The 14,250-nt window shown below is 62.3% G+C and carries 15 protein-coding genes; 7 read left to right on the top strand and 8 right to left on the bottom strand.

The annotated features are described in order from the left end of the window. Positions 1-155: 155 nt before the first annotated feature. Positions 156-1,691 (bottom strand): histidine ammonia-lyase, encoded by a 1,536-nt coding sequence (hutH, locus tag AZF01_RS00545; protein ID WP_024708859.1) that lies wholly within the window; start codon positions 1,689-1,691, stop codon positions 156-158. After that, positions 1,688-2,905 (bottom strand): imidazolonepropionase, encoded by a 1,218-nt coding sequence (hutI, locus tag AZF01_RS00540; RefSeq protein WP_036237591.1) that lies wholly within the window; start codon positions 2,903-2,905, stop codon positions 1,688-1,690. The genes hutH and hutI overlap by 4 nt, the downstream gene beginning before the upstream one ends. An 87-nt stretch (positions 2,906-2,992) precedes the next feature. On the opposite strand from hutI, the gene AZF01_RS00535 reads away from it, so the two are divergent. Next, complete coding sequence (locus tag AZF01_RS00535; RefSeq protein WP_152534569.1) at positions 2,993-4,354, top strand: formimidoylglutamate deiminase; 1,362 nt, start codon at positions 2,993-2,995, stop codon at positions 4,352-4,354. A gap of 72 nt (positions 4,355-4,426) precedes the next feature. Next, the gene (locus AZF01_RS00530; RefSeq protein WP_081725817.1) at positions 4,427-4,954 is read left to right on the top strand and encodes an RNA pyrophosphohydrolase; all 528 of its coding nucleotides are present in this window, start codon (positions 4,427-4,429) and stop codon (positions 4,952-4,954) included. A gap of 66 nt (positions 4,955-5,020) precedes the next feature. On the opposite strand, the gene bfr is transcribed toward AZF01_RS00530, so the two are convergent. The 6 genes from bfr to dnaN form a co-directional block, all read right to left on the bottom strand. Next, entirely contained in the window at positions 5,021-5,506 is a 486-nt protein-coding gene (bfr, locus tag AZF01_RS00525) for a bacterioferritin (RefSeq protein WP_024708862.1), read from the bottom strand. Further along, on the bottom strand, positions 5,454-5,783 hold the full coding sequence (locus tag AZF01_RS23330; protein ID WP_081725818.1) for a (2Fe-2S)-binding protein: 330 nt from the start codon (positions 5,781-5,783) through the stop codon (positions 5,454-5,456). The genes bfr and AZF01_RS23330 overlap by 53 nt, the downstream gene beginning before the upstream one ends. 126 nt (positions 5,784-5,909) lie before the next feature. Further along, positions 5,910-6,059 carry a hypothetical protein gene (locus AZF01_RS24210; RefSeq protein WP_024708864.1) on the bottom strand — a complete coding sequence of 50 codons (150 nt, stop codon included), beginning with the start codon at positions 6,057-6,059 and terminating at the stop codon, positions 5,910-5,912. Positions 6,060-6,209: 150 nt separating this feature from the next. Then, entirely contained in the window at positions 6,210-7,181 is a 972-nt protein-coding gene (locus AZF01_RS00515; protein ID WP_024708865.1) for a complex I NDUFA9 subunit family protein, read from the bottom strand. 156 nt (positions 7,182-7,337) lie between these two features. Further along, a complete protein-coding gene (gene pyrF, locus AZF01_RS00510) occupies positions 7,338-8,051 on the bottom strand; it encodes an orotidine-5'-phosphate decarboxylase (protein WP_024708866.1) in 714 nt (237 codons plus the stop codon). Between the two features lie 81 nt (positions 8,052-8,132). Beyond that, positions 8,133-9,251 (bottom strand): DNA polymerase III subunit beta, encoded by a 1,119-nt coding sequence (gene dnaN, locus AZF01_RS00505; RefSeq protein WP_024708867.1) that lies wholly within the window; start codon positions 9,249-9,251, stop codon positions 8,133-8,135. 233 nt (positions 9,252-9,484) lie between these two features. Here dnaN and rsmI point away from each other — a divergent pair, with 233 nt between their 5' ends. From rsmI to AZF01_RS00480, 5 genes are all read left to right on the top strand, one after another. Then, complete coding sequence (gene rsmI, locus AZF01_RS00500; RefSeq protein WP_024708868.1) at positions 9,485-10,378, top strand: 16S rRNA (cytidine(1402)-2'-O)-methyltransferase; 894 nt, start codon at positions 9,485-9,487, stop codon at positions 10,376-10,378. Beyond that, positions 10,368-10,730 (top strand): YraN family protein, encoded by a 363-nt coding sequence (locus AZF01_RS00495; protein ID WP_024708869.1) that lies wholly within the window; start codon positions 10,368-10,370, stop codon positions 10,728-10,730. Before rsmI ends, AZF01_RS00495 begins: the two co-directional genes overlap by 11 nt. 155 nt (positions 10,731-10,885) lie before the next feature. Further along, entirely contained in the window at positions 10,886-12,184 is a 1,299-nt protein-coding gene (locus tag AZF01_RS00490; RefSeq protein ID WP_371260656.1) for an extracellular solute-binding protein, read from the top strand. A gap of 321 nt (positions 12,185-12,505) precedes the next feature. Then, a complete protein-coding gene (locus AZF01_RS00485; RefSeq protein ID WP_024708871.1) occupies positions 12,506-13,387 on the top strand; it encodes an ABC transporter permease subunit in 882 nt (293 codons plus the stop codon). Between the two features lie 12 nt (positions 13,388-13,399). Continuing rightward, positions 13,400-14,242 carry an ABC transporter permease subunit gene (locus AZF01_RS00480; protein ID WP_024708872.1) on the top strand — a complete coding sequence of 281 codons (843 nt, stop codon included), beginning with the start codon at positions 13,400-13,402 and terminating at the stop codon, positions 14,240-14,242. Positions 14,243-14,250: the final 8 nt, after the last annotated feature.

The following is a 14,250-nucleotide window of genomic DNA, read 5'->3' as shown; positions in this document are numbered from 1 at the left end:
CCCAAGGGGAGAAGGGGACGCCGGCGACGCCCTGCCTGTCCGCGCGTTCAGGCGATGGCTGCTTGCTCCCCCTCGCCCCGCAAGGGGAGAGGGTGGCGCGGATGCGCCGGGTGAGGGAAGGAACCCCGGTGCCGGAGGTGACATGCGCAATGACCTCAACGCCCAATCTCCGGCAGCACCCCTGCCCCGACCGCATCGATCAGCACGCCATCGCGCACCGCCGCCGCCGCCGTCTCAAGATCACCGGCCATGTAGCGATCGCCCTCAAGCGTCGCTACCCGCGCGCGAAATGCGGAAATGACCCGCTGCAGCGCCGGGCTCGTGGCGAGCGGCGCGCGAAGTTCGACGCCCTGAACGCCGCACAGAGCCTCGATGCCGATAATGCTGGCAAGGTTCTCGGTCATCGCCAGAAGCCGCCGCGCGCCGTGGCAGGCCATCGACACGTGGTCTTCCTGATTGGCCGAGGTCGGCGTCGAATCGACGGAGGCCGGGTGCGCCATCTGCTTGTTCTCGCTCATCAGCGCGGCAGAGGTGACCTCGGCAATCATCAACCCTGAATTCAGCCCCGGCTTTCTCGACAGGAAGGCGGGCAGACCGAAGGAGAGCGCCGGGTCGACCAGCAAAGCGATCCGGCGTTGGGCAATCGCGCCGATCTCGCAGACGGCGATGGCGATCTGGTCGGCGGCAAACGCCACCGGCTCGGCATGGAAATTGCCGCCGGAAACGACGCTGTCATCGGAAAGCACCAGCGGGTTGTCGGTGGCCGCATTGGCCTCGATTTCGAGCGTGCGGCCGGCCTGGCGCAGAAGATCGAGACAGGCGCCATCGACCTGCGGCTGGCAACGGATGCAGTAAGGGTCCTGCACCCGCTCGTCGCCTTCGATATGGGAAACGCGGATTTCCGAGCCTTCGAGCAGGGCGCGCAAGCTTGCAGCCGCATCGATCTGGCCCTGATGACCGCGCAGCGTGTGGATATCGGGATGGAAGGGCGCCGGCGAACCCATCGCCGCATCGGTGGAAAGCGCGCCGGTGACGAGCGCAGTGGCGGCGCAGCGGAAGGCGCGGAACAGGCCGGCAAGCGCCAAGGCCGTCGACACCTGCGTGCCGTTGATCAGCGCCAGCCCCTCCTTGGCGGCAAGCTGAACGGGCGTGAGGCCGGCTTTTGCCAGCGCATCGCGTCCCGAACGCCGTTCGCCTTCGAAAAATGCTTCGCCCTCGCCCATCATCACCGCTGCCATATGCGCAAGCGGGGCAAGATCGCCGGATGCCCCGACCGAGCCTTTTTCCGGAATGACGGGGGTGACGTCCTTTGCCAGCATATCCTCGATCAGCCGCACCAGTTCCGGCCGCACGCCGGAGGCGCCGCGGCCGAGCGAGATCAGCTTCAGCGCCATGATCAGCCGCACGACGCTGCCATCGAGCGGCGCGCCAACGCCGCAGCAATGCGACAGGATGAGGTTGCGCTGCAGGGTCGCGGTATCGGCGGCATCGATCCTGATCGAAGCCAGTTTTCCGAAGCCGGTGTTGATGCCGTAGACCGGTTCATTGCCGGCGGCGATCGCGGCAATGCGGGCGGCGGCCTTCTCGATGGCAACGTCGCAGCCGGGGTCCAGCCGCACGGCATCATCGCCGCGATAGATTTTTTCCAGCGTGGCCAGCGTCACGCTGCCGGGGGTGAGAACAAGCGTCATCGCGAAACCTCGCGGCCGCCGATATAAAGCCGGGAAAGCGGATTGAAACCGATGCGATAGACCAGTTCTGCCGGCGCATTGACATCCCAAATCGCGATATCGGCCGCCTTGCCGGCTTCCAGCGTACCGGTTTCCTCCGCAAGACCGAGCGCGCGGGCGGCATTGCGGGTGACGCCGGCAAGGCATTCGGCAACGGTCAACCCGAAGAGCGTTGCCCCCATATTCATGGTCAGAAGCAACGAGGTGAGCGGCGATGTGCCGGGATTGCAGTCGGTCGCGAGCGCGATCCGCGTGCCGGCCTCGCGCAGGGCTGCGACCGGCGGAAGCTGCTTTTCCTTCAGCGTATAGAACGCTCCGGGTAGCAGCACCGCGACCGACCCGGCCTCAGCCATTGCCTTTGCGCCAGCCTCATCGAGATATTCGAGATGGTCGGCGGAGAGCGCACCATAAGACGCCGCCATTTCCGCGCCGTGCAGATTGGAAAGCTGTTCGGCGTGCAGCTTCACCGGCAGGCCAAGTGCTGTTGCCTTTTCAAACACCGGCTTCAGTTCGTCGGGCGAAAAGGCAATGCCCTCGCAGAATGCGTCGACGGCATCGACAAGGCCTTCCGCATGCGCCGCTTCAAGACCGGGCAGGACGACCTTCGCGATGTAATCGCCGTTGCGGCCCGTGTATTCCGGTGGCGTGGCATGGGCAGCCAGATAGGTGGTCCTGATGCGCACTGGGCGCAGTGTCGCCAAGCGTCGGGCAGCGCGCAGCATCTTCAGTTCGGCTTCAATATTAAGCCCGTAACCGGACTTGATCTCGATGGTCGCGACGCCTTCGGCTATCAACGTGTCGAGGCGCGGCAGAGCCATTTCGACCAGATCGTCTTCCGAAAGCGCATTGGTGGCGGATACGGTCGAGACGATTCCGCCGCCGGCGCGGGCGATCTCCTCGTAAGGAACGCCCTCAAGCCGCATCTCGAATTCCTTCGCGCGGCTGCCGCCATAAACGATGTGGGTATGGCAATCGATCAGCGCGGGCGTGACCAGCCTGCCGCCGCAATCGACCGTCTCGAACCCGGCGAAGTTCGCTGGCAGCGCCTCTTCCGCGCCGACATAAGCAATCCGCCCGTCGCGGACGGCCAGAACGCCGGGAACCGGCGCAATGTCATTGCCGGTCATGGCGCAAAGGCGGGCATTGGTAAAAAGCGTGTTCGGCGCAGAACGCATCTCTTCCCCCTTATTGTCTTGGCTGATTATTATGTATATACATAATGAAACAATCGGCAAGAATAAATTTGACGCGGAACGGACCGGATGCCCATGACGATCTTCGCAGAAAACGTGCTGACACCGGAAGGCTGGCGCAGGAATGCGCGGCTTTCGCTCAACGCCGGCCGCATTGCCGGCCTCGCCTTCGATCAGGCGCCGGAAGCCGGGGACGAGCGCCACGACATCATCGTGCCCGCCGTCGCCAATCTCCACTCCCACGCCTTCCAGCGCGCCATGGCGGGCCTTGCCGAGCGGCGCGGGCCCGCAAGCGACAATTTCTGGAGCTGGCGGGAGGTGATGTACCGCTTCACCTTCGCAATCGAGCCCGACGAGGCAGAGGCGATCGCGGCACAGCTTTACGTGGAAATGCTGGAAGCGGGCTTCGCCCATGTCGGCGAATTCCATTATCTCCACAATGACAAGGACGGCAGCCACTACGACAACATCGGCGAGATGGCCGAGCGCATCGCCGCTGCCGCCTCCGAAACCGGCATCGGCCTGACGCTGCTGCCGGTCTTCTATGCCCATTCCAATTTCGGCGGCGCGGAACCGAACAATGGCCAGCGCCGCTTCATCCATGATCGCGACAGTTTTCAGCGCCTGATGGAAGCTTCGGCAAAAGTGGTTGGCGGGCTGGAAAGCGCCGTTCTCGGCGTCGCGCCGCATTCCCTGCGCGCGGTCACGCCGGAGGAGCTCGCGTTCGCTGCCGGCCTCACCGATGGACCCGTGCATATGCATATCGCCGAGCAGACGAAGGAAGTCGACGACTGCCGCGCCTGGAGCGGAAAACGACCGGTCGAATGGTTGCTCGACAATACCGGCGTCGATGCTCGCTGGTGCCTGATCCACGCCACCCACATGACCGAAGCGGAAACCGACGGGTTGGCGAAATCCGGCGCAGTCGCGGGCCTTTGCCCCGTGACCGAAGCCAATCTCGGCGATGGTATTTTCCCCGCAAGCCGGTTCCTGAACTCCGGCGGCGTTTTTGGCATCGGCTCGGATTCCAACGTTCTGATCGGCCTTTCCGACGAGCTGCGCCAGCTCGAATATGCCCAGCGTCTCGGCGAGCGGGCGCGCAACGTGATTGCCGAAACCGGCGGTACGACCGGTCGCCGCCTGTTGAACGGTGCACTAGCCGGCGGGGCGCAGGCCATGGGGATCGAGGCCGGCATTGCGGAAGGCAGGCCCGCAAGCTTCTTCTCGCTTGATTCGCTTGATGACAGCGCCGCCCCATGGCTGAAGGACGATCAGGCACTCGACGGGTTCATCTTTGCAAACCAGATCAGGCCGGATTGCGTCTGGGCAAATGGAAAGAAGCAGGTTGAAGGCGGACGCCACCTGAAACGCGCGGCGATTTCGGCGCGTTTCCGCAAGGCGATGACGGCGCTGATGGAACGCTCCGCATAGGTCTTTGGCAAGCCTTTCCGGCGTGGTAGAAAAGCACCAAATTCCTTCTTCTCCCCTCCCAAGGAGCGCACCATGCCCGATAAAATGCCTCGCCCCACAGCCCACGACCTCCCCTATCGCCCCAATGTCGGGGTGATGACCCTGAACCCGGAAGGCAAGGTCTGGCTCGGGCGCCGCCTTTCGGAAGGCAATTCGGAATCCGATGGTTCGCCGCAGCTTTGGCAGATGCCGCAGGGCGGCATTGATCCGGGCGAGGCCCCGCTCGAGGCGGCAAAACGCGAGCTTTACGAGGAGACAGGCATGAAGACGGTCGAGCTTCTCGGCGAATCGAAGGGCTGGATCAATTACGACCTGCCCGAACACCTGATCGGCATCGGGCTCAAGGGCCGCTATCGCGGCCAGACCCAGCGCTGGTACGCCTTCCGCTTTCTCGGATCTGACAACGAAATCGCCATCAACCCGCCGCCGGACGGCCACATGCAGGAGTTCGACGCCTGGCAGTGGACCGATATCGACGAACTTGCGGGCCTGATCGTGGATTTCAAACGCGCCGTCTACGCGCAGGTCACCGCCGAGTTCCGACATTTCGCAAAGGGATGACCCGGAACGCGAGAAGACCCGGACCTCTGCGGCCCGGGCCTTCTAAATACAAAAGCGAGAGCGCCTTTATTCGGCTTCGTCGGTCGCGCCGGCGTTCAGCTGGGCGTATTTCTTCTCGCCGAGCGATTCCAGGAGTTCGAGCTGGGTTTCGAGGAAATCAATATGACCCTCCTCGTCGATCATCAGCTCTTCAAACAGCTTCATGCTGACGTAATCGCCAGCCTCGTGACAGATATCACGGGATTCCTTGTAGGAATTGCGCGCCTCATATTCACCGGCGAGATCGCTCTCGAGCACTTCCTTTACCGTCTGGCCGATGCGGAGCGGCGCCACGGTCTGGAGGTTCGGATGGCCTTCGAGGAAGATGATGCGGTCGGTCAGCTTGTCGGCGTGGTGCATCTCTTCAATGGATTCCGCACGCTCCTTGGACGCCAGCTTGGTCAGGCCCCAGTCCTGCAACAGACGATAATGCAGCCAGTACTGGTTGACGGCGCCGAGCTCAAGAAACAGCGCTTCGTTCAGCCGCTCGATTACTTTTTTGTCGCCTTTCAACGTCCGTTCTCCTTTTTTCTTCCTGGAACTTCTTCAGGCGGCTCAAAAAATCACAAAACTCGGCGCCGGTCGAGTCGCGATTGACGTGATACTGCTCGGAGGTACGGACGATGATATCGATGACGTTCGGGAAGCAGCCGCAGCATCGGCCACGCTTCTGCATGCGGTTGTAAACCGTGCCGGGAACAATGATGCGCCAGCAATCCTCGTCGAGGAGCTCGTTCACCACGTCCACGATTTCTTTCTCGGTCACAAAATTGCAGCTGCAGACAAGCATGCCCTTCACCATTGACGTTCGTCAGCGATCGTCTCTTATTTGCAAAAGGAGAGGGTCGTTGTCAAGATTAAACGCCGGCGGCGGCGCTCACGTCACGGTGAAACAGCGTTCACCCGTCGAAAGACTTTACTTGATGGAAGCCATGGCGCAGGGATCAATGCCGTAGGCAGGCGCGCAGCCCGGCTTGCCCGCCGCGATACTGCCGGGCGCTGCCAGAGAAGCCGCCATGATGATCAAAGCCGCGCCTGCAAACAGAACAGCAATCGACTTACCCATTTTCAAAGACACCTTGTTTCAGTGGGACCGGCAAGGCCATCTTCCTGATGACCTTTCAATAATTGGTAAAGACGTAGGCCATGTGACGGGTTCCGCAGAACCCGGTTTTTTTTCTCTTATCCAGGCGAAAGGCCCTGCGCCGCCGGCGGCTCAGGCAGCGCGGCCGAACTGGCCGTGCTGGCGGTACTGCACGAGATAGGTCGGCAGGATCGCGTCAAGCTGGGCGGGACGAATGCCGAGACCTGCAAGCGTGCGGCCCTCGGCTGCAGCCTCCTCGGAGACGACATTGTCGGATTTCAGAAGCTTTACCTGATCGGCCGTCAGCGGCGGCGCGATCAGCGGCACGGAGCCGGCAATGCCGCCGAAGAACGAAGCGAGGCCGAAGGGCAGCGACACAAGGCCGCGCTTGCGGCCGCTCACGCGCAGCACCTCCTCGAGACATTCGCGGAAGGTCAGCACGTCGCGGCCGCCGAGCTCGTAGACCTTGCCGCCTTCGACCTTGCCGTCAACGGCGCGCGCGATCACCTCGGCGACATCGCCGACATAGACGGGCTGGAACTTCGTCCTGCCGCCGCCGATCAATGGCAGAACCGGCGAGATCAGCGACATCTTGCCGAACTTGTTGAAGAAATCATCCTCCGGCCCGAAGATGATCGAGGGACGGACGATCACGGCTTCCGGCAGGATCTCGCGGACGGAAGCCTCAGCCTTGGCCTTGGAGCGTGCATAGTGCGATTCGCTTTTCTCGTCGGCGCCGATTGCCGAAACGTGAGTCAGCGTGGCGCCGGCATCGCGCGCGCATTCGGCCACCAGACGGGCGCCATCGGCCTGCACCGCGTCAAAGCCGTTCTTGCCGCTTTCAAACAGGATGCCGACGCAGTTGACGACATGATCGGCGCCTTCCACAGCCCGGCGCACCGAATCGGGATAGCGCAGATTGGACTGGAAGAAGGTGATCTGCCCGACATTGCCGAGCGGCTGCAGGAACAGCGCCAGATCCGGCCGGCGCACGGCAACGCGGATGCGATAGCCCCTCTTGGCAAGCGCGCGAACGACATAGCGCCCGACGAAACCCGACCCGCCGAAGACCGTGACCAGCGGAGGAATGTTCGATAGCGTCATGCCTAGCTCCTGAAATCGCCGAAAGCCGAAGTGATTACCCGAGTGCAATAGCCCAAACAGGGCTGAAGGTGAAGGGTCAAGCTGACGCAGTTTTCGCCGGCGCTGCCTGCTTCATGAGATTTCGCCCCTGGCGTGTCGAAAGTGACACATTGCCCTTTATGCGGACCCTGTTTCCTGTGACATAGCGCTTTCGATATCGGCGACAATGGCCTCTGCCGCCGCCTTCGGGTCTTCCGCGCGGAGGATCGGCCGGGCGACGACGAGGTGGGACGCGCCGGCGGCAATGGCCTTGGCCGGCGTCATTACCCGTTTTTGATCATCCGCGGACGTCCCCGCCGGGCGGATGCCGGGCGTGACGATCGCGCGTTCCGGCCCGATGATGTCGCGCACCAGAACCGCTTCGGCCGCCGAGCAGACGATGCCGCCCATTCCCGCCTCCGCCGCCTGTGCGGCGCGCCGTTTCACCAGCGCCTGCGCATCGCCCGGATAGCCTGCCTCGGCGAGATCGGCATCATCCATCGAGGTCAGCACGGTCACGCCGAGAAGGCAGAGCCCGGAGCCCTCGGCCGCTTCCACGGCCGCGCGCATCGCCTTGGGATAGGCATGCAGCGTCAGCATCGACATGCCCATCTTGGCGATGTTCTCGACGCCCTTGGCGACCGTGTTGTCGATGTCGAGCAGCTTCATGTCGAGGAAGACCTGCTTGCCGTCCGCCGCCAGTTCGCGGGCGAAGGAAAGCCCGCCGGCAAAGGCAAGCTGGTAGCCGATCTTGTAGAAGGAGACGCTGTCGCCGAGCCGCGCCACCATCTGCGCCGCCTCGTCCACCCCCGGAACATCCAGTCCCACGATCAAGCGTTCGCGCGCACTCATGCCACAACTCCTTCTCGACAAGCGTCCTGTTCGCGCTTCAACTCGCACAAAAGGCGCCTGATGGGAAGAAAAAAGCAGGCGTCAGACCCGCATCGGCATCAGCACATAAAGCGCGTTCTTGCTGTCGGTGTCGCGCACCAGCGTCGGCGAGCCGGCGTCTGCGAACAGGAAGATCGCCTCGTCGCCGGTCAGCTGCGAGGTGATGTCGAGCAGATATTTGGCGTTGAAGCCGATATCCATCGCCTCGCTGTCATAGCCGACCGCGAGTTCGTCCGTGGCGCTGCCCGAATCGGGATTGTTGACGGTAAGCGTCAGCTGGCCTTCGGTAAGTGACAGCTTGACGGCGCGGCCGCGCTCCGACGAAACGGTCGAGACGCGATCGACCGCCTTGGCGAAGGCATCGCATTCGATCCGCATTTCGCGGTCGTTATTGGCCGGGATCACCCGCTGGTAATCGGGGAAGGTGCCGTCGATCAGCTTGGAGGTGATGACCACCGAACCGATGGTGAAGCGGATCTTGGCGTCGGAGACCTCGACGTGCACGATGATTTCGGGGTCATCGACGAGCTTCTGCAATTCGCCGACGGTCTTGCGCGGAATGATGACGCCCGGCATGTTCTCGCATCCCGAGGGCGCATCGATCTCGGCGCGCGCCAGGCGGTGACCGTCGGTGGCGACGGCCCGCAGCTTCAGCTCGGCGCCCTCGGTCATGGCGTGGAAATAGATGCCGTTCAGATAGTAGCGCGTTTCCTCGGTCGAGATCGCGAACTGGGTGCGGTCGATCAGCATCTTCAGATCGGCGGCCTTCAGCTTGAAGGCATGGCTGAACGTGCCGGCGGTCAGGTCCGGGAAATCCTCCTGCGGCAGGCACTGCAGCGAGAACTTGGACTTGCCGGAGGCGACCGAAATGGTCTGGCCGTCGCTCGCCGTCGCCAGCGAAACCTCGGCGCCGTCGGAAAGCTTGCGCACGATCTCGTAGAGCAGATGGGCGGGAACGGTGGTCGCGCCCGCCTGCTCGACCATGGCCGGCGTTTTCTCGGTGATCTCGAGGTCAAGGTCGGTCGCCTTCATCTCGAGATCATTGCCCTCGGCCTTCAACAGAACGTTGGAGAGAATCGGAATGGTGTTGCGGCGCTCGACCACGCGGTGAACATGGTTCAGGGACTTCAGAAGGTCGGATCTTTCGAGCGTGATACGCATGACTTTCGCTTTCACTCTTTCGCACGGGTCAAATGCCGGACGGCAGTCGAACGGGGCCTCGCGTCCGAAAAGGCCGCGGGCGGGGAGACAAAATGACAGCAAATTCGCGCCGATTGCAAGGCCCGGCAGCAAGCCTCCACCCATATTCCGGTTGCCTACGGGGCCGGGGAGGCGCCCTCGCCCCTTGTCGCGGGATGACGGCCATGATCAAAGAAGGAAAACGGGGACGTGAGATGAGCGACGGCAACAGATTTGAAATCGCGGGACATTCAATCGAGGCCCGGCCGCTTTCACCCGGCCTTTACCTTGTCGCCACCCCGATCGGCAATCTTGGCGACATCACCGTGCGCGCGCTCGAGACCCTTGCCGGCGCGGACATTCTCGCCTGCGAGGATACGCGCGTTACCCGCAAGCTGCTCGACCGTTTCGCCATCGCCAGGCGCCCCTTCGCCTATCACGAGCACAATGCGGAAAAGGCCGGAGAGCAGCTGATGTCAGCCCTTCGCGCGGGAAAGAGCGTCGCGCTCGTCTCCGACGCCGGAACGCCGCTCGTCTCCGACCCCGGCTACCGGCTCGCGGGACTGGCGATCGCGGAAGACATAAAGGTCGTGCCGATCCCCGGCGCGTCGGCGCCGCTGGCCGCCCTTGTCGGCGCGGGGCTTCCCAATGACGCCTTCTTCTTCGCCGGTTTCCTGCCGCACAAGGACAAGGGCCGACGCGACCGGCTGGCGGAACTGACGGATATTCCGGCAACGCTGATCTTCTTCGAATCGCCGCACCGCATCGGGGCTTCACTTGAAGCGGCCAGCGACGTCCTCGGCGCGGATCGGCCGGCCGCCGTCTGCCGGGAACTGACCAAGACTTATGAGGAATTCCGGCGCGGCACGCTTGGCGAACTTGCGGAGGCCTATCGCGACGCAGAGGTCAAAGGCGAGATCGTGCTCGTCATCGGCCCGCCGCCAACGCCGGATGCGCCGGGCGCGGCGGATGTCGATGCGCTGCTGAAACGGCTCGTCGCCGATATGCCTGCGGCGAAAGCGGCGGCGCAGGCCGCAAGGGAGACCGGCCTTGCGCGCAAGGACCTCTACCAGCGGCTTCTCAACCTGAAGCACGGCGATGGGGCGTGAGGCGACAAGACGGCGGGAGGCGGAACGACGCGGGCGGCGCGCCGAAAGCCTTGCCGCGCTTTACCTTCGCCTCAAAGGCTACCGCATCCTCGCCATGCGCTTCAAATGCCACGCCGGCGAAATCGACATCATTGCCCGCAAAGGCGACCTCGCCCTCTTTGTCGAGGTCAAGGCGCGGACGAGCGAAAGGGTGGCGATCGACGCCGTGACCGCCACGGCCCAAAGACGCATCCGCGCCGCCTCCGATGTCTGGCTTTCGCGCCAACCCGACGCGCACCGCCTTTCGCAACGGTATGACATTCTCGCCTTTCTGCCCCGCCGCCTGCCCCGGCACTTCCCGGATGCCTTTTGACGATACGAACACCGGGAGTGCGCAAATGAAAACATCCGCGCGCTCGGTTTTATAAATTTGAAACAAAATCGTCGTTCGGACGTCACGTAGGCGCGATACCCCGCTTCCATCATCCACCGCGATGATTACTCAGATTCTGAACGGGGACTTTCATCATGAAGAAATTTGTTCTGGCCGCGCTGACCGTCGGCCTTTCGACCTCGACCGCCTTCGCCGCCACCGACATCACCTGGTGGCACGGCATGGGCGGCAACAACCAGGCCGTCATCAACGAGATTTCCAAGCGCTTCAACGAAAGCCAGGATGCCTGCAACCTGACGCCGGTTTCCAAGGGCACTTACGAAGAAGCGCTCGCTTCCGGCATCGCTGCCTTCCGCTCGGGCGAACAGCCGAACATCCTGCAGGTGTTCGACGCCGGCGCCGCCACGATCATGAACGCCAAGGGCGCCGCCATTCCGGCCGAAGACCTGATCAATAACGCCGGCTACGACTTCAACCGCGAAGACTTCATCGAAGGCGTGCGTTATTTCTACGCGGACAGCGATGGCAAGTTCGTCGGCATGCCGTTCAATTCCTCGGCGCCGATCATGTATATCAACACCGAAGCCTTCGAAAAGGCCGGCGTCGAAGCGCCGAAGACCTGGGAAGAGTTCGAAGAGATCGCCCCTGCCCTGAAGGACGCCGGCTATGTCCCGCTCGTCCAGTCGCAGCTCACCTGGGAAATGACCGAGAACTTCTTCTCGCGCAACAATCTCCAGTTCGCCACCAACAATAATGGCTATGACAGCGTCGACGGCACCGAGATTCTCGTCACCACGCCCGAGCACGTCATGATGTACGAAAAGCTCAAGGACTGGTACGACAACGGCTATTTCGGCTATTATGGCGCCGGCTGGTCCGACAACCAGAAGCCCTTCGAGGAAGACAAGGTCGCGCTCTGGGTCGGCTCCTCCGGCTCCTTCGGCGGCCTGCAGAAATCCGCCCAGATGCCTTTCTCGGCCACCTTCCTGCCCTACTGGGACGCCATCGAGGGCGCCGGCACCAACTCCTTCATCGGCGGCGCGGCCCTCTTCGCGCTTTCCGGCAAGGATGATGCCCAGAACAAGTGCACGGCCGACTTCTTCCAGTTCCTGACCTCCCCGGAAATCCAGTATTTCTGGCACAAGTCCACCGGCTATGTTCCGGTCACGACCGCCGCTTACGAACTGGCCAAGGAAGACGGCTGGTACGAAGAACAGCCGGTCGCCGAGGTCGGCATCCAGCAGCTTTCGCTGCCGGGCGGCGAATGGTCCAAGGGCTACCGCATGGGCTTCTACCCGCAGATCCGCGAAGTCATGGAACGCGAATACAACAAGATCTTCGCCGGCGAGACCTCCGTTGAAGACGCCATGGCGACGATCCAGGAAGAGGGCAACGCCCTTCTCGCCCGCTTCGCCAAGACGGCTTCCAACTAAGGCGCCGCGCACCGAAACAGCCGATCCGGGGGCTAACGCTCCCGGATTTTGGCGTGTTTGGAAAATGTAGTCCCGCCGCAAATGGCGGTCGCGTTTGCCCGAGTGACTGAACTTGCTCCCGATACTCTCTCCCGCCTGCGGGAGAGATGCCCCGAAAGGGGCAGTGAGGGTGAAGCAGCGTATCTGATCGCAAGGGCACCCGAGGGAATAGACTCCCCCTCACTGTCGCTGTCGCGACATCTCTCCCCTCCGGGGCGAGAAGACTTGGGGGCTATGCGGCATGGGCGGAGCCGTCGCCCCGACCGCAACAGGAAACAGAAAATGAAGCGCGTCCAGTTCAATTCGCCGCTGCTGCCCTATCTCTTCGTGCTGCCGCAGATGGCCATCATCGTGATCTTCTTCTACTGGCCGTCTGTTCAGGCGATCCAGTCGTCCTTCTATCTGGAAGATCCCTTCGGCTTCAGCGCGAGTTTTGTCGGCCTCGACAATTACGTCGATGCGCTGACATCGAGCTATTATCTGCGCGTCGCCCAGTTCACCGTGATCTTCACGGTTCTGGTGACCTTCTTCTCGCTCACGCTCGGCCTGCTGCTCGCCTCCAAGGCTGACGACGTCATTCGCGGCTCAAGCAGCTACAAGACGCTGCTGATCTCCGTCTACGCCATCGCGCCGCCGGTCGCCGGCCTGATCGGCATGATGTTCTTCGACCAGCATATCGGCCCCTTCGTCAAACTAGCGGCCTGGTTCGGCTGGGACATGAAGGTCGGCATCAATTACTTCGACACCGCCTTTGCGATGATCACCGTCGCCGTGTGGAAGCAGATCCCCTACAATTTCATCTTCTTCCTCTCGGGCCTCCAGTCCATACCCGTTTCGGTGCGCGAGGCGGCTGCAATCGACAACCGTTCGCGCCTTGGCCGGTTCTGGACCGTCACCCTGCCGCTTCTGGCGCCAACCGCCTTCTTCCTGCTGATCATCAACATGACCTATTCGCTGTTCGACACCTTCGGCATCATCGACGTGATCGTGAAGGACAAGGCCGCCAACAACCCGATCACGCTGGTCTACAAGGTCTATATGGACGGCTTCCGCGGCAATGACATCGGCGGCTCGGCCGCGCAATCGGTGATCCTGATGCTGATCGTGCTGGTGCTCACCTTCTTCCAGTTCCGCTTCATCGAGCGGCGCGTGCACTACAATTGAGGAGCGGGAACGATGCACAAGACAACTCTGACTGACCATCTCATCCTGCTCTTCGGCGTGTTCATCATGGTCGGGCCGATCTTCGTCGCCTTCATGACCTCTACCCATGAAGCCGTCGATGTCCACATGAAGGGACTTCAGGTCACCTGGGGCGATGACTTCGTCAAGACCTACAAGGAGGTTCTGACCACGCGCGGCGGGTTTACCGGCGACGTGACCGGCGCCCGCATGGTGATGAATTCCTTCATCCTCGGCATCGGCTTTGCCGTCGGCAAGATCGTCCTGTCGATGCTGGCTGCCTATGGCCTCGTCTATTTCCGCTCGCGGTTTTCGACGCTGTTCTTCTGGATGATCTTCACCACGCTGCTGCTCCCGCTCGAAGTGCGCATCCTGCCGTCTTACGACGTCATGACCCGGCTTGGCCTCGTCAACACCTATACGGGGCTGATCGTGCCGCTTCTGGCGTCCGCCACGGGCACATTCTTCTTCCGCCAGTTCTTCAAGTCGGTGCCTGACGAACTTCTCGAAGCCGCCCGCATCGACGGCGCCGGGCCGTTCAAGTTCTTCATCGACATTCTCGTGCCGCTGTCGAAGACGATGATGGCGGCGATCTTCATCATCATGTTCGTCTATGGCTGGAACCAGTATCTGTGGCCGATGATCATGACCAACGAGGAAAGCTTCTACACGCTGGTGCGCGGCATCAAGCAGATCCTCCTCGTCTGGGTCGGAAGCCAGATCCCCGAATATAACCAGGCCTTCGCGCTGGCGGTTCTCGCCATGCTGCCGCCGGTGTTGATCGTGGTGATCTTCCAGAGCTGGTTCATCAAGGGCCTGACGGAAAGCGACAAATAGGAAAACAA

This window comes from Martelella sp. AD-3, assembly GCF_001578105.1.
GTDB lineage: Bacteria > Pseudomonadota > Alphaproteobacteria > Rhizobiales > Rhizobiaceae > Martelella.
The sequence above is the reverse complement of the archived record's forward strand: the minus strand, read 5'-3'. Positions and strand labels throughout refer to the sequence as shown.

What these genes read in the sequence shown, in the direction of transcription:
- hutH (WP_024708859.1), bottom strand. Translation starts at nt 1,691, where the DNA reads ATGACGCTTGTTCTCACCCCCGGCAGCGTGACGCTGGCCACGCTGGAA.
- hutI (WP_036237591.1), bottom strand. Translation starts at nt 2,905, where the DNA reads ATGCGTTCTGCGCCGAACACGCTTTTTACCAATGCCCGCCTTTGCGCC.
- AZF01_RS00535 (WP_152534569.1), top strand. Translation starts at nt 2,993, where the DNA reads ATGCCCATGACGATCTTCGCAGAAAACGTGCTGACACCGGAAGGCTGG.
- AZF01_RS00530 (WP_081725817.1), top strand. Translation starts at nt 4,427, where the DNA reads ATGCCCGATAAAATGCCTCGCCCCACAGCCCACGACCTCCCCTATCGC.
- AZF01_RS23330 (WP_081725818.1), bottom strand. Translation starts at nt 5,783, where the DNA reads ATGCTTGTCTGCAGCTGCAATTTTGTGACCGAGAAAGAAATCGTGGAC.
- AZF01_RS24210 (WP_024708864.1), bottom strand. Translation starts at nt 6,059, where the DNA reads ATGGGTAAGTCGATTGCTGTTCTGTTTGCAGGCGCGGCTTTGATCATC.
- AZF01_RS00515 (WP_024708865.1), bottom strand. Translation starts at nt 7,181, where the DNA reads ATGACGCTATCGAACATTCCTCCGCTGGTCACGGTCTTCGGCGGGTCG.
- pyrF (WP_024708866.1), bottom strand. Translation starts at nt 8,051, where the DNA reads ATGAGTGCGCGCGAACGCTTGATCGTGGGACTGGATGTTCCGGGGGTG.
- dnaN (WP_024708867.1), bottom strand. Translation starts at nt 9,251, where the DNA reads ATGCGTATCACGCTCGAAAGATCCGACCTTCTGAAGTCCCTGAACCAT.
- rsmI (WP_024708868.1), top strand. Translation starts at nt 9,485, where the DNA reads ATGAGCGACGGCAACAGATTTGAAATCGCGGGACATTCAATCGAGGCC.
- AZF01_RS00495 (WP_024708869.1), top strand. Translation starts at nt 10,368, where the DNA reads ATGGGGCGTGAGGCGACAAGACGGCGGGAGGCGGAACGACGCGGGCGG.
- AZF01_RS00490 (WP_371260656.1), top strand. Translation starts at nt 10,886, where the DNA reads ATGAAGAAATTTGTTCTGGCCGCGCTGACCGTCGGCCTTTCGACCTCG.
- AZF01_RS00485 (WP_024708871.1), top strand. Translation starts at nt 12,506, where the DNA reads ATGAAGCGCGTCCAGTTCAATTCGCCGCTGCTGCCCTATCTCTTCGTG.
- AZF01_RS00480 (WP_024708872.1), top strand. Translation starts at nt 13,400, where the DNA reads ATGCACAAGACAACTCTGACTGACCATCTCATCCTGCTCTTCGGCGTG.